The sequence below is a fragment of the Acetobacter oeni genome (assembly GCF_011516825.1).
Classification (GTDB): Bacteria; Pseudomonadota; Alphaproteobacteria; order Acetobacterales; family Acetobacteraceae; genus Acetobacter; species Acetobacter oeni.
This window is the reverse complement of record NZ_WOTA01000005.1, coordinates 28429-45993: the sequence shown is the minus strand read 5'-3', so window position 1 is coordinate 45993 and position 17565 is coordinate 28429. Positions and strand designations below refer to the sequence as shown.

Here is a 17565-nt window from a genome sequence, read left to right as displayed (position 1 = left end):
ATGGACATCGCTGCAGCCCGTGAAATCGGTGCCGGTATCGCCGTGATTGCTCTTGCCGGTGTCGGCATCGGGCTTGGCAACATCTTCTCGACGCTTGTCAGCAGCATCGCTCGTAACCCTGCGGCCCGCCCGCATGTGTTCGGCCTTGGTATGCTTGGCTTCGCGCTGACGGAAGCCGTTGCTCTCTTTGCTCTGCTGATCGCCTTCCTTATCCTGTTCGTCTGAGGACGGAGGAACGTCTCGTGCGCTTACCAGTCTCTCTGATTCGACGTTCCCTGCTGGCAGGGGTCTCGGGTCTGCCGCTCATCGTGGCGGCTGCGCCTGGCGCGTACGCGGCAGGCATGCCCCAGCTGGATTTCAAAAATCCGCTTGTGACCGGTCAGGTCATCTGGGGCGGCATCATCTTTCTGTTTTTCTATCTGGCGCTCCGCAACTGGGCTCTGCCCAAAGTCGAGACGGTTCTCAGTAACCGTCACGAGCGGATCACCGGAGACCTGGATCAGGCTCATGAAGCGAAAATGGAGGCCGATAAGGCTGTCCGGGAGCTAAATGAGACAAAGAAAGCAGCGGCCGCTCAGGCCCAGGCGCATCTGGACAGCGTCCTCGCACAGGAGCACGCAGCTTCGGCGCAGCGCCTGGCCGAGATTAACGCAAAGCTTGAAACCGAGATCGCCTCGGCGGAAGCGAATGTCGCCGCCGAGCGGAAACGCGCAATGGAATCGCTTCGTCCCATCGCGTCGGATGTTGCTGAATCGCTGATTCAGCGGCTTACGGGACAGGCTCCGGACCGTGCATCGGTTGATGCTGCGATTGCCCGGGCCTCCGTTCAGTCCGCACACTAATCTGACTCGACGAACTGAGACGTGACGAGGAGATAACGTCGGTGTCTAATCTTTTACTTGAGCCGGTTTTCTGGTTCGCTGTCTCATTCGTCCTGTTTTTCGTTATTTTTGGACCGAAAATCTGGAAGCCGCTGGCAGGAATGCTGGATGCGCGGGCGGATCAGATCCGGGTGGAACTGGATGAGGCCGCCCGTCTGCGCCGTGAGGCCGAGCAGATGCTTGAGGATGCCACGCGCGAGCGTGAGCAGGCGTATGCTGAAGCCAGCGCTCTGATCGAGCAGTCGCGGAAGCAGGCCGAAGATCTCGCCAACAAAGCCCGTCTCGACGCCGAGGATATGCTGCGTCGCCGGGAACAGATGGCGAAGGATCGTATCGCGGCCGCCGAGCGCACGGCGCTTGAAGATGTTCGCGCGGCAGCAGTCGACGCCGCTTTCGAAGGCGCCCGTCTGGTGATGCAGCAATCCATCCCCGCACAGACTTCTACGGATCTGGTTGACAGTGCGATCGCCGGGCTGCCGACAGCTCTTTCCCCACGCGCTGCCTGAGGGTCGACATCACGTTGCCCGATCAGCTGACAACCACAGGGACACCCTCATCTGACGGCGCCCCGGTGGTGAGCATTGTGGTTGCCGTGCTCAACGAACAGCCCAACATTGCCTCGGTCTGCGCCGAAATAGCGGGCGTTCTGTCATCATTGCCCTCCGCCGAAGTCGTCTTTGTGGATGACGGCAGCACTGACGGAACGGTGCTGGCTCTGACGGAGGCGCGCCATATCCCCGGTCTCAAAAACCTCCGTATTCTTGTTCACGATCGCAGATGCGGAAAATCGGGCGCCATGCGCACCGGTATCCGGAACGCGCGCGGAACATGGATCGCGACGATCGACGGAGACGGACAGGACGACCCGGCCGAGATTCGGGGGCTTCTGGCCCTGGCGCTTGACGCGGCACAGAAGGGGCGGGCGCCGCTCGTCGTCGGAACGCGACCGAAACGGAGCGATACCGTGTGGCGGCGGATCGCCACGCGGCTGGCGAACGGTCTGCGTCAGAGATTGCTGAACGACGGGTGCCCCGATACCGGCGCCCCGATGAAAGTCTTTCGCCGCACGGATTTTCTCGATCTGCCCTATTTCGAGGGACAGCACCGCTTTATGCCGGCCCTCATGAAGAGTTATGGCACACCGCTCCTTTGCAAGCCGGTTCACCACCGTCTGCGGCTTCACGGGGAATCGAAATATACGAATTTCGGCCGCGCGGTCGTGGGTGTACGTGACCTTCTTGGCGTGATGTGGCTGCGAAACCGTACAAGACTGCCATCGTCAGTCAGAGAATGCTGAGGGAGCGCGGCAGAAAGCCTTCTCCGCAACATTCTCTCGTCGTACAGCTCGGCCTGCTGGCATTCTGTATTTTCTTTCTGCTTCTTCCCGGCCGGGCCAGCATCCCGCCCTTCGATCGCGACGAGCCACGCTACATGCAGGCTACGTCGCAGATGCTGGAAACCGGCAATTTCGTTGACGTCCGGTTTCAGGACAAACCCCGCTATCTCCAGCCCGCCGGTATTTACTGGCTGGAAGCCGCCGCCGTCTCACTGTCGGGCACGTTCAGACAGCGGGAAGCCTGGGCATATCGTGTGCCATCCCTCCTGGCCATGACAGCATCGGTCGTGCTGACGGCCCGGATGGGAGCGGTGCTTTTCAACCCTGCCGCAGGGCTGATGGCAGGAGCTCTTCTCGGAACCTCGGTTCTGGTGACCGCCGAAGGACGGATGGCGACGATCGACAGCACGCTGCTGCTTATCGTCGTGCTGACTCAGGCAGTGCTGCTGCGGGTGCTGCAGGATCGGATCGCAGGCCGGCCAACTCGTGTCCGGACAGCACTTCTGTTCTGGGGCGCGCTTGGCTGCGGGCTGATGCTCAAAGGACCGGTCGTCCTGATACCGGGTCTTGCCACGCCACTGGCTTTCTCGTTCGTCGAGCGGGACTGGCTCTGGCTGAAACGACTTCGTCCGGCCTGGGGATGGCTGGTGATGCTGGCCGTGGTCCTGCCCTGGTGCATCGCGATCGGCGTCGTCAGCCACGGAGAGTTTTTCCAGCGGGCAGTCGGACGGAACTTCCTTGGTAAGATCGGGCACGGACAGGAAGCGCACGGAGCATTCCCCGGATACCATCTTGCCGTTTTCGCCATCGCATTCTGGCCGGGTTCTTTTTTCGCGGCGGCGGCAATACCGGTTATCTGGTCATGGCGCGCATCCTGGAAAATACGGTTTCTGCTGTGCTGGATTATCCCGCACTGGCTGGTGTTCGAGCTGATCGCGACCAAGCTCCCGCATTACGTGCTCCCCACTTATCCGGCGATTGCGATTCTGACAGCGAGTGCCCTCCAGGCATCCGGCGACACATGGAAAGCATGGCCCCGCACCCTGTGGGCGCGTTTCCTGCTCGGCTTCTACGGAATCGTCTGGGCCATTTTCGGAATTGCCTTATCAGTCGCCGGCATCGCCCTGAGCAAAGTGCTTGAAGGACAGATCCCCGTTTCCGCCTGGCTCGCCGCCGCAGGCAGCCTGCCATTGCTCGGGCTGGCTTTCAGAGAAGTCCTGAAGGCACGTCTCTGGCAGTCGGCCATGTGCTCGACGGCCGCAGCTGTCATCATCTATATGGGCCTGTTCCTCGGTGTCATTCCGAACCTGAAAGCAATCTGGCTCGCCCCCCGGGTGGCAGAACTCGTGGACGAATATCGTCCGTGTCCGGAAACGGAAGTCGTTTCCAGCTCATTTTCCGAACCAAGCCTCGTGTTCCTCATGCATGGTGACGTGGAACTCCGAAACGCGGCCGAAGGCAGCGCGATGCTGAAGCGTAATCCCGGCTGTGGCCTGGTCCTCGTCGATCGTCGCGACTTTCCTGCGTTTCAGAACGGATTGACCAGCAACGGTGTTAAGTCGCTGGAATACGGCCGGGTGACGGGCTTCAATTACTCAACAGGGAAATGGCTTGATCTGGGGCTTTACGGCGCGCTGTCGCCATAAGAGCATGACGGGCAGCAGAACTGTTTCCCGATGTCATTGAGAACGGACGGGGCGCGCTGGTGTATCCGGGAAGCCTCTTTCGGATTTTAACCGGTGCGCGACGCATGACGAGAGCCCGGTATCGTGCGTCCAGAGTATCCCAGGCGGCGCTGGGTGTGCTCGCGCCGGCCGGGAGATAGTCGGGCCGGCCAACCAGCAGAGAGATGGTGACCCGCTCGGCAAGGGTCGTCATCTGCCACAGAATATCCGGGCTCAGATTCCCTGTGACAATCAGTCTTGCTGCTTCCGTAACACGCATGGCCTGCCTCCATCTTCTGTCGTCGCCCTGGTTTTCCGGGGCCGACAGCATGATTGTCGGCAGAAGTTTGCTAAATCGTTAAAATCGGCAGACTAAAGCCAAAAATTAACACCTTCAGGAAGTCCGGCGCCATCGGAAGCCGATTATTTGCTCAGAGGCTGGCCATCCCACGTAACAACTTTACCAGGTCCGCAAACCGCTCCCTCTTTGCCACCAAATCCGTAAAGTGTCGCCGGCACTTTGATATTGTTATAAGGCAGACTCGTTTCAACATAACAACGTTGTTTGGGTTTGCCGGGGTCCCACCCGTCAACCGTAATGGTTGAACCGGCACTCATGTAAATCGAACCCGCCGGAACGCCGATGAGCGCGCCGAGAACGATTTCCGCTTTTCCAGTATCGGTGTTTTCAATGTGCCCGGTGAAAGACGTGGGACCACGCAGGATCATCTGCTGCGCGTTGAAGTCGAAGCTGGTGCCCTGAAAATCAAACTCCCAGCAGGAGTCTTCATCAATACCGGCAACCGCATTGTTGTAGATGGTGCCCCCGGCAAAAGTAGAGCGCTCACCGGCATTGTGCGGATGGGGCAGGGTGTAGATGCCCGTATTTCCATTGCCGATAATAACATTGAACATATCGACGCCCCAGACATTGTTGCCCAGAGTAATCCCGTGGTTGAAGCCCTGAACTGAAACGTTAACCAGAGTCATGTTGGCATCGACAACCATTGTCGTGTTGTCCGTATAATTCATCGTGATGCCATCAATGGATTTGTTGCCGTACAACGTAATCCCCTCAAGCCTGTTGATGGAGATTCTGTCACGATGCGGGAAGCCGTCCTGGGAAATATACAGACAGGTTCCTGATGTCATCCGGCAATCGAATGTAGCGTTGCGGAGCGTGACAAAATCCGGATCGATCCGCAGCGTTTTTGTGAGCGTTTTTGTCGCACCCTGAAGATCGATGGCACAGCTCTTTTTCCCGGCATAACACGCGTCCAGTAAAGCCTGAACGCTGCCGCTGTCATCAGCCCGGGCAACAGATGTTCCGGCACAAAAGGCCAGAACGGAAAAAAACGCAGCATATTTCATCGGGCGCAAGCTCCTGTGACTGGCCGTGCGGACTTGATGACGACTTCGTGCCCCGTTCTGCGCCTCTGGTCCGGAGACGTCCATCATTCTGTCCGTACAGAAGGTCGCCGGTGAATAACATCCGGGAGAGCGGGTTGACCCGGTCAAAAGAACGCGGCCCCATAAGACGGTTATCTGCCACAGGAAAGGAGTCGTGATGTCACCAGCAAAATGCTCCTTCACCTGCGTCTGATATGAATGTTTTTGCAGAGAGAGGCCGATGAGTATGTCAGGTTCATCCGGATCAGGGCCAGAATCTGTTGCGAAACCCGATCCCCTCCTGGCAACCGGCTCTCTGTATGCAGACACAGCCGGACCCGGACCCGTAACAAGTTCCCCCACTCAGGATATCGAAACCGGTACCCTGATCGTCGGCGCCGGAATTACCGGAGTTTCCGCCGGATTGTGGCTCGCCGGCTCCGGCCATGACGTAACGATTGTCGATGCGGAAACAGTTGGCTGGGGCGCGTCCGGACGAAACGGTGGCCAGGTCAATCCAGGCCTGAAAATGCTGCCATCACAGGTGGAGCACCATTTCGGCCCCGAACGGGGCCGCCGCCTCAGCGTAGCAGCATGGAACGCACCCGATCTTGTGTTCGCCCTGATCGAAAAGCACAAAATTGCCTGTGACGCGGCCCGGGGCGGCACGATCCGCGCCGCCACAGCGGCCTCTCAGCTCCCGGCGCTTGAACGCCTCACCGATGAATGTCGGGCGCGGGGCGGGGAGGCGGAGTGGCTCAACCGCAGTCAGATGACAGCCCGGACCGGGACCGGCCGATACTGCGGCGGCATGATCGACCGGCGGGGCGGGCAGCTCAACCCGTTGCTGTATGTGCGCGGCCTCGCCAGCGCCGCCGCAAAGCGCGGGGCACGCATTTATTCCGGCACACGGATCACGGCCCTCGCCCGCGAAGGCGGAATCTGGGTCGCAACGACGAACGGGGGGCGCACGATCCGGGCAAAGACCGTCGTGCTGGGAACAAACGGCTACACGGACAGCCTCTGCCCCGGTCTGAGCACCAGCATTGTCCCCGTTTACAGCGCGATCATTGCGACAGAACCCTTGCCGGAGCGACTAAGAAACGCCGTTCTGACAAGCCGGGAAGTTTTGTACGAGCTCGGCGAGATCACGGTCTATTACCGTGTGGACGGGGCAGGGCGGCTTCTGATCGGCGGACGGTCCGCATCGCGTCCTTTATCCGGCGAGGCCGCTTTCCCGACATTGCGTCACCTCGCGCATCGCCTCTGGCCAGGACTGGCCGGGACAACCTGGACACATGGCTGGAACGGACAGCTAGCGATGACATCGGATCACTACCCGCACTGGCATGAGCCGGCGCCGGGGATCATCGCGTGCCTGGGGTACAACGGCCGGGGCGTGGCAATGGCAACGCTGCTCGGACATGACATCGCGCGACGGGCCGAAGGCGCGCCCGCGGAAGAGCTGTTGCTCCCGGCGACGGCCATCAGGCCGATATCGCTTCACCGTTTCTGGAAAACCGGGGTTGCGGCGCGCGTCGCTCTGGGACAATGGCGCGACCGGCGAGCAATGGACGCGGGATAGACCGCCCGCCTGGCGCTTCACAGCCCCTGAGGCAGACTCCGGACGATACGATCACTGAGCTGGCTGACAAGGGTGTCGGCAAGCGTCACGGCGTCGGCGTCTTTTGCCGCTGAACCTGATGCCGTGACAGTGCCTCGCTGGAGCTGCTCCGGCTTGCTCGCATCGACAGGAATAAGGCTCCAGCTGGCCTCAAGCGTGGCAGTCCCGGACGTCGGAATATCAAGACGAGTGATATTGATGGCAAGCCGCGCCGTGGCCGGAACAGACAGCGACTGATCGGTCACGAACAGATCGGGCCGGGCAGCCCCAATCCTGGCCGCGACAAAATCGGTGATGCCATCGGAAAGACGCTCGGCCCAGCGACCATTGGCGCTGCGCTGGATAGACGTCCCCTGCCGCACGACAATGTCCTGCGTGTCGAGATAATCCGGCAGAGAGGCCCGGCGAATCTCCAGAATCGGTGTTCCCGGAGCCACCGCGCCCTGAACCGGCGCGGAACCGGTCGCCGGGCCGCCCAGCGTATAGAGTTGCAGCGCCGGACCGGCGCAGGCGGAAAGGCTGACAGAGAGTAGCAACGCAGCGGCAGCAAAACCGGATTTTTTACGTAAGGACATGCCTGTTTCCCGAATCGACAAAGAATGTCCGGTTGCGCCCGGTGTCTGTCGGATCATCGTTGACGTCCCATCAGGAGAAGTTGCGGATTGCGTTCGACGTCGCTGGCAAAGCCACGCAGTGAGGCAGCGGCAGCAGCAATGTCACGAAGTGCGGAATCGAGATTGTCCCGATCGGACGAACGCGGAGACAGCATGCCCTGCACGCTCTCCAGAGTCTTCCGGGCCTGATCGGTGGCGTTGGTGGCACTGCTCAGGGTCTGATGCAGATCGGCGCCGCGAGCCTCAAGCTGGGCGTTGCTGGTGCGCATCAGCCTGTCCATGTTGACGAGCGTGGTGTCGAGCTTGCCCTGCAAATCGTTGATGGCACGCGTGGCGGCTCTCAGCGTCTCCTGGGAATCCTGTGACGACTGACGGAGACTTGCCACAAGCGGCGGCACATCGACATCGAGTTTCTGAGCGACCTCGCGGATGGAAAGAACAGCCTCATTCGCGTTGTCCGAAAGCTCCTTCAGCGGCAGATCCTGGAGACTCTCCTTGATCTTCTGAATAGCGGACACATGAGTCGGGATCTCGGTCAGATCACTCACATGCGGATGCAGGACAGCCGGCGAGCCGGGATAGAAGTCCAGATTGATATTGACCGTGCCGGTCACGAAACTCTGGACATTCTGCTCGGCGCGAAGACCATGTGCAATGGCATCAGTCAGATCAAGCCCGTGCGATGACGAACCAGCCTCCTGCATCATGTGGACCTGTTTCGGATCGAGGCTGATATTTACGGGGATGTAGGCATGCAGCGAGGCCGGATCATAACGCAGCGTCAGGCTGTCGACAGAACCGACCCGGACCCCGCGAAACGTAACGGGTGCGCCGACCGACAGGCCGCTGACTGAATCCTGGAATACGATTACGGCACGACTGCTTTTTGAAAACAGGCTGACATTGCCAAAGAAGATGATAGCGCCGAGAGCAAGGGCAAGGCCACCGACCACGAAAGCGCCGACAACAGTCTGTTTGCCGATCCCTGATTCATTTGCCACTGGCGTTCTGACCCTTTCTGGCTGTATCTGCCCCGCCCGGCCCGTTTGTGGCCGGTTCTGTTCTGGCTTCGCGGTTCATGAAAGCATGGACCTGCGGGTCGGTGCTGTGATCGCGCAGATCCCGGGGCGAACCATGCGCAATGGGTTTTTTCGTCTGGGCATCAAGGAAAATCCCGTCATCGGCTATGGCAAACAGGCTGGGCAACTCATGGCTGACAACCACAATGGTGGCGCCCAGACCGTCCCGAAGCGTCAGAATCAGATCGTCGAGCCGCGCCGACGTGATCGGATCGAGACCGGCTGACGGCTCGTCAAAGAACAGAACATCAGGGTCGAGAGCCATGGCGCGGGCAAGACCGGCGCGTTTGCACATACCGCCTGAAATCTCCGACGGGTAGAGATCGATCGCATGGGAGAGACCAACCAGGCCGAGCTTCATCTCGACAAGATGGCGGATCATGTCCTTCCCAAGACGGGTGAACATCTCCAGCGGAAGAGAGACATTTGCCCCGACCGTCATGGAACTCCACAGCGCGCCGCTCTGAAACAGTACACCAAAACGGCGGTTCAGCGCGGTACGATGGCTGTCCGGACCGGACCAGTAGTCGTCACCATCGACCGTATATTTCCCCGACATCGGGCGAAGCAGCCCGACCATGCTGCGCAGAATGGTGCTTTTCCCGCAGCCCGAGCCCCCCATGATTGCGAAAATCGAGCCCCGCCGGACATCCAGCGAAACATCGCTCTGAATAACCTTCGTGCCGTACCCAATGGTAATGTCACGCAGAGAGAGCAGCGTCTCGCTATCATCCGGTTTATGCGCGGCCTCTCCCGGCGGCGCGGCTGGCATCGTGCTGACCGGCATCAGATATCCAGTATGTTGGCGATAATGGCGAAGATGGCATCAAGCGCAATGACGCCAACGATACCAACCACAACAGCGCGCGTAGCGGCGGTGCCAACATCCGCGGCGCTGCGACCCGCGCTGAGCCCGATCTGGCAGGATGTCAGTCCGATCATGACAGCAAAAACAATCGATTTCACAAAGCCGAATTCGAACTGATGCAGATCAATGGCCCCGATCGTCTGATTGAAATAACCGGCGCCGGTCACATCGGGAAGCATGCCGGTGGCAACCACATAGCCACCGATGACGCTCATGACGCAGCCATAGAGGTAAAGCAGCGGCATCATCAGCATGAGCGACAGGATCGACGGCAGCAGAATATAGCTGGAGATGGGAATGCCAAAGACCTTCAGCGCGTCTATTTCCTCGTTGCCAAGCATGGTGGCAATCCGGGCCGCATAAGCACCGCCCGTGCGCCCGGCCATGATAATGGCGGTCATGACAGCCGAAAGCTCGCGAACGCAGGCAATGCCAACAAGGTTGGCAACATACATGTCAGCGGAAAATTTCTGAAGCTGAACCGAACCGACAAAGGCCAGAATGGCCCCGATCAGAAAGTTGACGACGCTCACGATCAGCAGCGCGGACGGCCCGGCGTCGAAAATGTTCACCAGCAGATCGCGCAGACGCATGCCGCCATGGCCGGAAAGCGCTTTAACAGAACCCCGGGCCGTATCAGCACCGAGTTCGGTCAGCGCGCCGACTTCCTTCAGCGTGTCAAGCGTGACAGCCCCGGTAGCCTGAAGCGGCGCAAACGGATGATGTGGATGTTGCGCCGGAGGCACAGGCTCGGTGGGGAGCAGGGCAAAGAGACGCTGCACACCGTCCGGCAACTGAGCAAGATCCAGACTCAGCTTCGTCCGGGCCGCCACCTGCTTCACGGTCCAGAGAAACGAAACGAGCGACGAATCCCACTGCCCGAGATGGCTCACATCCACATGCAGTGTCCGCGCCGTGCCTGATGTCTTCAGAGCATCGGACGGAATCGCAAGGGCAGCACCGTCATCAATCGTCCAGTCCCCGCTTACGACAAGCGTCGTGTCAGTCGGAGAAGACTGAACCTTCCATTCCGGGCGGGAAGCCGTGCTGTCCGCACCCGCCGGCGTTCTGTTGTGCTCGTGTTCCGTCATTTGCCGGATAGCTCTTACGGCAGACGGGCTCCGTTGGCCAGCATGGCGCCAGAACGCGGACCGGAGACGGCTTTTTCGGACGCCGGGCGGAACAGTTAAACGCTAATTTATATGACAGATTATGTTTCCAAATATATGTCAAAAAATGTCCAGCAATGCGGTGAGTGCATATGTATATTACTTTTATGTCATGCCGTCATGCGCATGCTCCGGACATGAACGCAGCCTCCTGCACCTGTCCTGGATGGCGGCGTCGCAATGAATTCACGGGGTAAGGCAGATCCATGAATGCCATAGTCGTCACCGCGCTTAAGCGCCCCTATACGTTTGTCGTCCTTTCAATTCTCATTGTCATGATGGGTTTTCTTTCGATCAGAAAGACACCGGCAGACGTATTTCCCAATATCCGCATCCCCGCGATCGCGGTTGTCTGGAGCTACTCCGGGATGCTGCCCGATGAGTTCGCCGGACGCATCATGTACAACTTCGAACAGGGCGTGACCTCCACCGTGGAGGGGATCGACCATATGGAGGCGGATTCCTTCTACGGTCGTGGAATTGTGAAAATATATTTCCAGCCAGGCACTGAGCTCGGGGCTGCCGAGGCAGATGTGACGGCCATCTCACAAACCGTGCTGCAACAGCTGCCCGAACATATCGCCGCCCCGATGATCATGCGGCTGGAAGCCTCCTCCGTTCCGGTGATCTCATTGCAGCTCACCTCGGACACGATGACACCCTCGGATCTGTTCAAACTGGCCTTCATCCGGATGCGCTCCCTCCTGGTCACCATTCCGGGCGCGGTCGTGCCGCACCCTTACGGCGGCATGGACAGCTTCGTGATGATCGCGCTGAACCAGAAAGAACTCCAGGCGCACCACCTCTCGGCGATGGACGTGCAGAACGCCCTCGATACGCAGAACGTGGTGCGCCCGGCAGGCGATCAGAAGATCGGACCCACCGACTGGATGGTGCAGACCAACGCCACGCCGCGAACGCTCGAGGACATCGCGGACATCCCGATCAAACGCGTGAACAACGCGGTCGTCTATATCCACGATGTCGGCGATGTCTATCGCGGTGGCCACCCGCAGACCAACAGCGTGATCGTCAAGGGCAAGCAGGCCGTCATCATGGTCGTGATGAAAAGCGGCGAGGCCTCCACGCTGGATGTCGTGAACGGCGTCAAGAAAATGATGCCGCGCCTCCAGGCCGTGCTGCCCTCCACGGTGCATCTGAGCATCCTGAACGACGCGTCCGGATTCGTGATCGACTCAATTCACGACGTCATGCGGGAAATGGCCACGGCCGCCGCGCTGACCGGCCTCGTGGTGCTGCTCTTCCTCGGATCGTGGCGCTCAACGGTCATCATCGCAACCTCCATCCCGCTCGCCATCCTCTGCTCCCTGATCGCCCTCGGCTGGGCAGGGCAGACGATCAACGTGATGACACTCGGCGGCCTCGCACTGGCGGTCGGTATCCTCGTCGATGACGCCACGGTCATGATCGAAAATATCGACACGCATCTCGAGGAAGGAAAGGAACTGGAGCTCGCGATTATCGACGCCGCCAACCAGATCGTCATCCCGACCTTCGTGTCCACGACCTGCATCTGCATCGTCTGGCTGCCCCTGTTCGGTCTCAGCGGCGTGGCAGGCTGGCTGTTCATGCCAATGGCCGAAGCCATCATCTTCGCGATGATCGCCTCCTTCATCCTGTCGCGAACCCTGGTCCCGACCATGGCGAAATTCCTCCTGGCCGGCCACATCCAGCCCGGACTGCATGGCGAGGAACACGAAGCCCTCCCACACGGAAAGAACGCCTTCACACGCTTCCAGAAAGGCTTCGAACACCGGTTCACGCTGTTCCGCGAGCGCTATCGCGGACTGCTGTCCCGCCTCATCGAGCGGCGTCTGGCTTTCGTAAGCGTCTTTCTCGGGATTTCAGTCCTCTCCTGCGGATTATACTTCGTGTCCGGACGGGATTTCTTTCCGGAAATCAAATCCGACCAGCTGCAGATGCACATGCGCGCCCCCCTGGGAGCCCGTATCGAAGTCGCCGACCGGATCGCCGCACTGACAGCGGACCGGGTGGACGCCCTGCTGCCTGGTAAAGTGCACGATGTCGTCGCCAACTGCGGCCTTCCGGAAGGACCGCATAACCAGGCCTTTATCCCGACCCCGACACTCGGCACGCAGGATTGCGATCTGACCATCACCCTGAATGACGAGGCCTCCCCCGTCTGGGATTACCGCGCCATCCTCAGAAAAGGCCTCTCGGCAAGCTTCCCCGGAACCGTGTTCACCTTCCAGCCGGCCGATCTGACGGCGAAGATTCTGAACTTTGGCTCACCCTCGCCAATCGATGTGAAAATCGGCGGCCCGGATCTGGACGAAAGCTACAAATACGCGCTGGAACTCGTGAACCGCCTGCGGAAAGTCACCGGCGCCGCCGACGTGTCTCTGCAACAGACCATGAAAACACCAACACTGTTCGTGGAAGGCGACCGCAGCTTCGAGCAGGCCACAGGCGTCACGGAAGGAGATCTCGCAGACAACGAACTGATGACACTCGCAGGCAGCTCACAGGTCGATCCGCAATACTGGTACGACCCGAAAATGGGTGTGACGTTCACGCTCAATACCTACGTCTCCCAGGATCAGCTCACGCATTACAATGACCTGCTGACCATCCCGGTCGATAAAGGCGACGGCGATCCGTCAGGAAAGTCGGAGCAGCTTCTGGGCGCGATGAGCCGGATCAAAGCGACAGGCACGCCCGGTGAAGTCTCGCATTACAACTCCATGCCGGCCTTCGACATCTACGTGTCCGCCGAAGGCACCGATCTCGGCACGGTCCTGAAAGGCGTGCAGCGTGAGGTCAGCGCAACGGCTAAAGACGTGCCACGCGGCGCGGCCGTCGATATCGAAGGGCAGGCGACAACCATGAGCAGCGCCTATGCCGAACTGCTCGGCGGACTCATGGTGTCAATCGTGCTGATCTACCTGCTGATCGTCGTCAACTTTCAGTCCTGGCTCGATCCGTTCATCATCATCTCCGCACTGCCGGGCGCCCTCGCCGGGATCGCCTGGTCCCTGTTCCTGACGCGCACACATCTCTCCGTGCCGGCGCTGACGGGGGCAATCATGTGCATGGGCACGGCAACGGCAAACTCGATCCTGGTCGTGTCCTATGCCCGCGAACGGCTGGAAATTCACGGTGAACCCCTGCGCGCCGCGCTGGAAGCCGGTTACGGACGTATCCGCCCGGTCATCATGACAGCCAGCGCAATGATCGTCGGCATGGTGCCGATGTCGATCAGCAACTCGCAGAACGCACCGCTGGGCAAAGCCGTCATCGGCGGCCTGATCGTGGCCACAATCTCAACCCTCCTGTTCGTTCCCTGCGTTTACGCAATTTTCTACAGCCGCAAATCTTCCCGTAAGGAGACAGTCTGATGGCGCGCTCAACCGGTCGTCATCCCGTCCTGCTCGCTGGCGTGTGCGTCCTCGCACTCGCCTCCGGCTGGATCGTGATCTCGCGTATCCATGAATCAAAAGACCTGCGCGAGCTGACCGCGCATAACGCCATCCCCGATGTGGAGGTCATCACGTCGCAGCCCGGAGCCAAAACCCTGACCCTGACCCTCCCGGGAACCGTCGACGCCTGGTACCAGGCGCCGATCTATCCGCAGGCATCAGGTTATGTGAAGATGTGGTATAAGGATTTCGGCGCGGAGGTAAAAGCCGGAGACGTGCTGGCCGACGTGAACGCGCCAGGCCTGGACGCCCAGTATCAGCAGGCAAAAGCCGATTTCGATGCCACGGCGGCAAAGTACAACCTGACAGTCGTCAGCGCCGCCCGCTGGCACGCCATGGCACAGTCGCAGGCCGTGTCCGGACAGTCCGTTTCCGTGGCCGATGCCAACAGAAAATCAGGCTATGCCGAGATGGAAGCCGCCCAGCATAATGTGGACCGCTTCACAGCCCTGGAAAAGTTCAAGACAATCGTAGCGCCTTTCGATGGCGTCGTGACATCCCGTGACATCAACGTCGGCGATTACGTCAGTGCCGGCGGTGGCGAGCACAGCGAAACAGGGGAGGCGAACCAGGTCTTCGTCGTCGCCGATATGCACCGCATGCGGCTCTTCGTGTCCGTTCCCGAAATATTCTCATATATTCTCAAACCGGGCATGACAGCGACAATCTCCGTCCCGCAGTTCCCCAATCGTACCTTCGAAGCAAAATTCCTCACGGTCGCAAAAGGCTACGACCCGAACACCCGAACCGCTGTCACGGAATTTACGATCGAAAACCCCGACCACCTGCTCTGGCCGGGAACCTTCGCCTCCGTCCACCTCACAGCCCCCGCCGAAGGCGGCATCCAGCGGATACCAACCTCAACCCTCGTGTTCGAGGAAAAGGGAATGCAGGTCGCCATCGTGGACAACACAAACCATGTGCATTTCCGTAACATTCAGGTCGGCCGGATGGCGGATACACGCACGGATGTCATCTCCGGAATCGAACCCGGAGACCGGATCATCCGCAATCCGCCAGCCGATCTGCTGGACGGTCAGGAAGTTCGCGTCGTGGTGCCCGCGAAGGGATACGAGCAGAACGATCAGGAGATCGAGGGGTGATGACGCTGCACAGAGTTGCGGGACGACAGGGCGGCCGCATGGTCGCCGCCGCTGTCGGCCTGACGGGAATGCTGTCGCTCTCGGGATGCGACCTCGCACCAGCCTATCAGGCCCCGCATTTCATCGTGCCGGACAGCTGGAGCGGACAGGAGCCGTTCGCGAAAGCAACCCCGGCGGACACGCAGCTGCCGGCGGACTGGTGGCGGCTCTTCGGCGATCCGGAACTGGACGCGCTGGAAGAAAAAGCCATCGCGCAGAACGCGGATCTTCAGGCCGCCGCCGAACGGTTTACGCAGGCCCGCTCGCTGGTCATGAAAGCCCGCGCCGACCTGCTGCCCCATTTCGGCATGGCATTCGGCGCCTCCGACAACAAACAGTCCGCGGACGCCCTGTTCCGCTATAAAGGTGCCATCACGCAGACAGACGAATTTTATGGCGGCCTGGCATCGTGGGAACCCGATTTCTGGTCGGAAATCCGTAACCAGGTCCGCATGAGCAAATACGCCGCACAGGAAAAAGCAGCCGATTTCGCCGGCGCGCGCCTCAGCATCGAAGCCGACCTGGCCAGCGACTATGTCGCCCTGCGCGGCTACGACGCCCAGGAAGCGATCTATCGCCGCTCCATCGCCTACTTTCAGAAAGCCGTGGACATGACGCATACACAGCTCGTCAACCAGGCCGCCCCGAAACTGGATCTCGCCCGCGCACAGAACCAGCTTTACATAACCCAGGCCGCCGAGCTGGACCTGCGGGCACAGCGCGAAGTCACCGAACACGCCATCGCAATCCTGACCAACACAGCCCCGGAAAGCTTCCACATCGAACCCCGCGACGACTTCTCGTTCCGCGATATAACCGTGCCGGGCGGTATGCCCTCCGAACTGTTGCAGCGGCGACCCGATATCGCCTCCGCCGAGCGCGTCATGGCACAGGCAAACAGGTCGATCGGCGTGGCCCGCGCCGCATTCTATCCACATATCTCCCTGAACGCGGACGGAGGTTTCCACGCCAACGGCTTCGACCTGGCTAAACTGGCCAACAGCATGTGGTCCTACGGCGCAACAGCCTCAATGCCGATCTTCGAAGGCGGCCTCAGGCGTGCTTCCCTGCAATACTCCTGGTCAGCCTACCGCGAGACCCGGGACGACTACCGCTCGACAGTCCTGTCCGCCTTCCGGGAAGTCGAGGATGAACTCTCCCGGACAAGACTGCTGCGCGCGGAAGACGCCCGCCTGAAACAGGCCGTCGGCACGGCGCTGGACATGCAGGACATGACAATGACCCTCTACAAAGGCGGCCTCTCCGATTACCTCGGCGCCATCGTGGCACAGGAAGCCGCCCTCGACTCCCGGATCACGGAAGTCCAGGTCGCCGCCCGCTCCGTACAGGCGACAGTCGCCCTCATCCGCGCCCTCGGCGGCGGCTGGACTCAGACGCAGCTCCCAACCCCAGACCAGACAATGACCTTCAGCCCCCTGCAATACGGCGGCATCGACACACCAAAACCCTCCGGCGGAATCGAATCCCAAAACCCCGAACAGTTCGAAAACCTCGTGACCGGAACTTCATCCCCCGGAATACAGACAAACAGAACAACACAGCCTTAAACAGACGTGGCGCATCCCCCCGGGATGCGCCACACCACGCAGCCTCGCTCCGATAAGAAATTTCCACGTCCGAAAACAGCGCGAGCCTGACCCATGATGCCGGATAACCCCGGCTCCCGTCTTTTGCCGACGACACCGATGGCTGACATGACAGCTTCTGCCCTCAGAAGCGGTATACAGAGCACTTTCCAGGCCCCTGAACGTCGGCCGTCTGTACTATGCCGGTCCGTCGTTGAAATTTTCGATCTTCAGTCGTCGGAAAGCCCGAACTGACCGGGATACGGCATCGCGTTTCTGCCCCGTTTTTTCTTTTTCCACTCCGCCAGCGCCCTGTTGTATTCGACATGACGCAGGACGAATTGCAGTGCTTCCACATGGCGCTCGTTCTCAGCATCCATCGTGTTGCGACGCCAGCCGGCCGCGATCAGCCAGTATTCACCGGCAAGTTGCCAGGAACCGGCCTGATGAGACTTCGCCGCAAGCCGCTCAAGCCCGTGATACTCGTTGTTCGGGTTGGCGAGTGCCTCAGCACTGATGATAAAGTCATCGCCCTTCCATACGAACGTCGATTTCATACAAGGAAACTGCCGCGTCAGCACGCCTGGATCACCGAAGTGTTCTTTGATCAGCATCGGAACCAGTCTGTCGTAAGATCGACGCCATTCGCACTGCACAAGCTGCTCCCTGAAGATCACGCGATGAATGTCGCCCCTATAACGAAGCACCCGGCCAGTGTCGATTTTCTGATGCTCAATCACAGTCCGGCTTCG

General features: G+C 60.0%; 16 protein-coding genes. 9 read left to right on the top strand and 7 right to left on the bottom strand.

Going from position 1 to position 17565, the window contains the following annotated elements; all coding sequences use genetic code 11:
* The 5 genes from GOB90_RS04835 to GOB90_RS04815 are packed head-to-tail and all read left to right on the top strand — an operon-like array spanning position 1 to position 3863.
* A complete protein-coding gene (locus tag GOB90_RS04835; protein WP_146886574.1) occupies positions 1–225 on the top strand; it encodes an ATP synthase subunit C family protein in 225 nt (74 codons plus the stop codon).
* A 17-nt stretch (positions 226–242) separates the two neighbouring features.
* Complete coding sequence (locus GOB90_RS04830; RefSeq protein ID WP_146886572.1) at positions 243–842, top strand: F0F1 ATP synthase subunit B family protein; 600 nt, start codon at positions 243–245, stop codon at positions 840–842.
* Between the two features lie 41 nt (positions 843–883).
* Positions 884–1387 (top strand): F0F1 ATP synthase subunit B, encoded by a 504-nt coding sequence (gene atpF, locus GOB90_RS04825; protein ID WP_146886570.1) that lies wholly within the window; start codon positions 884–886, stop codon positions 1385–1387.
* 14 nt (positions 1388–1401) lie between these two features.
* Positions 1402–2178 carry a glycosyltransferase family 2 protein gene (locus GOB90_RS04820; protein WP_242011801.1) on the top strand — a complete coding sequence of 259 codons (777 nt, stop codon included), beginning with the start codon at positions 1402–1404 and terminating at the stop codon, positions 2176–2178.
* On the top strand, positions 2172–3863 hold the full coding sequence (locus GOB90_RS04815; protein WP_146886681.1) for an ArnT family glycosyltransferase: 1692 nt from the start codon (positions 2172–2174) through the stop codon (positions 3861–3863). Before GOB90_RS04820 ends, GOB90_RS04815 begins: the two co-directional genes overlap by 7 nt.
* On the opposite strand, the gene GOB90_RS18950 is transcribed toward GOB90_RS04815, so the two are convergent.
* Both GOB90_RS18950 and GOB90_RS04810 read right to left on the bottom strand, forming a co-directional pair.
* Entirely contained in the window at positions 3805–4161 is a 357-nt protein-coding gene (locus tag GOB90_RS18950) for a hypothetical protein (RefSeq protein ID WP_146886568.1), read from the bottom strand. The genes GOB90_RS04815 and GOB90_RS18950 overlap by 59 nt on opposite strands.
* A gap of 143 nt (positions 4162–4304) precedes the next feature.
* Positions 4305–5252 (bottom strand): hypothetical protein, encoded by a 948-nt coding sequence (locus tag GOB90_RS04810; RefSeq protein ID WP_146886566.1) that lies wholly within the window; start codon positions 5250–5252, stop codon positions 4305–4307.
* A 259-nt stretch (positions 5253–5511) separates the two neighbouring features.
* Between GOB90_RS04810 and GOB90_RS04805 the strand changes: the two genes are divergently transcribed.
* A complete protein-coding gene (locus GOB90_RS04805; RefSeq protein WP_242011800.1) occupies positions 5512–6855 on the top strand; it encodes an NAD(P)/FAD-dependent oxidoreductase in 1344 nt (447 codons plus the stop codon).
* A gap of 17 nt (positions 6856–6872) precedes the next feature.
* On the opposite strand, the gene GOB90_RS04800 is transcribed toward GOB90_RS04805, so the two are convergent.
* From GOB90_RS04800 to GOB90_RS04785, 4 genes are read right to left on the bottom strand one after another with little or no spacing between them, the layout of a single operon-like run.
* On the bottom strand, positions 6873–7469 hold the full coding sequence (locus tag GOB90_RS04800) for a PqiC family protein (protein WP_146886564.1): 597 nt from the start codon (positions 7467–7469) through the stop codon (positions 6873–6875).
* 53 nt (positions 7470–7522) lie between these two features.
* Positions 7523–8509, bottom strand: a complete 987-nt coding sequence (locus GOB90_RS04795) for an MlaD family protein (RefSeq protein WP_146886562.1) — start codon at positions 8507–8509, stop codon at positions 7523–7525.
* On the bottom strand, positions 8499–9359 hold the full coding sequence (locus GOB90_RS04790; RefSeq protein WP_146886674.1) for an ABC transporter ATP-binding protein: 861 nt from the start codon (positions 9357–9359) through the stop codon (positions 8499–8501). Before GOB90_RS04790 ends, GOB90_RS04795 begins: the two co-directional genes overlap by 11 nt.
* Positions 9360–9373: 14 nt before the next feature.
* Positions 9374–10546, bottom strand: a complete 1173-nt coding sequence (locus GOB90_RS04785) for an ABC transporter permease (RefSeq protein WP_146886560.1) — start codon at positions 10544–10546, stop codon at positions 9374–9376.
* A 284-nt stretch (positions 10547–10830) separates the two neighbouring features.
* Between GOB90_RS04785 and GOB90_RS04780 the strand changes: the two genes are divergently transcribed.
* The 3 genes from GOB90_RS04780 to GOB90_RS04770 are packed head-to-tail and all read left to right on the top strand — an operon-like array spanning position 10831 to position 16795.
* Positions 10831–14004: an efflux RND transporter permease subunit gene (locus GOB90_RS04780; RefSeq protein ID WP_146886558.1), complete on the top strand. Its 3174-nt coding sequence runs from the start codon at positions 10831–10833 to the stop codon at positions 14002–14004.
* On the top strand, positions 14004–15188 hold the full coding sequence (locus GOB90_RS04775) for an efflux RND transporter periplasmic adaptor subunit (protein WP_146886556.1): 1185 nt from the start codon (positions 14004–14006) through the stop codon (positions 15186–15188). Before GOB90_RS04780 ends, GOB90_RS04775 begins: the two co-directional genes overlap by 1 nt.
* A gap of 38 nt (positions 15189–15226) precedes the next feature.
* Positions 15227–16795 carry an efflux transporter outer membrane subunit gene (locus GOB90_RS04770; protein WP_146886672.1) on the top strand — a complete coding sequence of 523 codons (1569 nt, stop codon included), beginning with the start codon at positions 15227–15229 and terminating at the stop codon, positions 16793–16795.
* A gap of 248 nt (positions 16796–17043) precedes the next feature.
* Here GOB90_RS04770 and GOB90_RS04765 read toward each other — a convergent pair whose 3' ends face one another.
* A complete protein-coding gene (locus tag GOB90_RS04765; protein ID WP_261765927.1) occupies positions 17044–17553 on the bottom strand; it encodes a hypothetical protein in 510 nt (169 codons plus the stop codon).
* Positions 17554–17565: the final 12 nt, after the last annotated feature.

Excerpts from the sequence above, each read along its gene's own strand:
- GOB90_RS18950 (WP_146886568.1), bottom strand. The coding sequence starts at position 4,161 with ATGCGTGTTACGGAAGCAGCAAGACTGATTGTCACAGGGAATCTGAGC.
- GOB90_RS04800 (WP_146886564.1), bottom strand. The coding sequence starts at position 7,469 with ATGTCCTTACGTAAAAAATCCGGTTTTGCTGCCGCTGCGTTGCTACTC.
- GOB90_RS04810 (WP_146886566.1), bottom strand. The coding sequence starts at position 5,252 with ATGAAATATGCTGCGTTTTTTTCCGTTCTGGCCTTTTGTGCCGGAACA.
- GOB90_RS04780 (WP_146886558.1), top strand. The coding sequence starts at position 10,831 with ATGAATGCCATAGTCGTCACCGCGCTTAAGCGCCCCTATACGTTTGTC.
- GOB90_RS04775 (WP_146886556.1), top strand. The coding sequence starts at position 14,004 with ATGGCGCGCTCAACCGGTCGTCATCCCGTCCTGCTCGCTGGCGTGTGC.
- GOB90_RS04815 (WP_146886681.1), top strand. The coding sequence starts at position 2,172 with ATGCTGAGGGAGCGCGGCAGAAAGCCTTCTCCGCAACATTCTCTCGTC.
- GOB90_RS04770 (WP_146886672.1), top strand. The coding sequence starts at position 15,227 with ATGGTCGCCGCCGCTGTCGGCCTGACGGGAATGCTGTCGCTCTCGGGA.
- GOB90_RS04785 (WP_146886560.1), bottom strand. The coding sequence starts at position 10,546 with ATGACGGAACACGAGCACAACAGAACGCCGGCGGGTGCGGACAGCACG.
- GOB90_RS04790 (WP_146886674.1), bottom strand. The coding sequence starts at position 9,359 with ATGCCAGCCGCGCCGCCGGGAGAGGCCGCGCATAAACCGGATGATAGC.
- GOB90_RS04805 (WP_242011800.1), top strand. The coding sequence starts at position 5,512 with ATGAGTATGTCAGGTTCATCCGGATCAGGGCCAGAATCTGTTGCGAAA.
- GOB90_RS04835 (WP_146886574.1), top strand. The coding sequence starts at position 1 with ATGGACATCGCTGCAGCCCGTGAAATCGGTGCCGGTATCGCCGTGATT.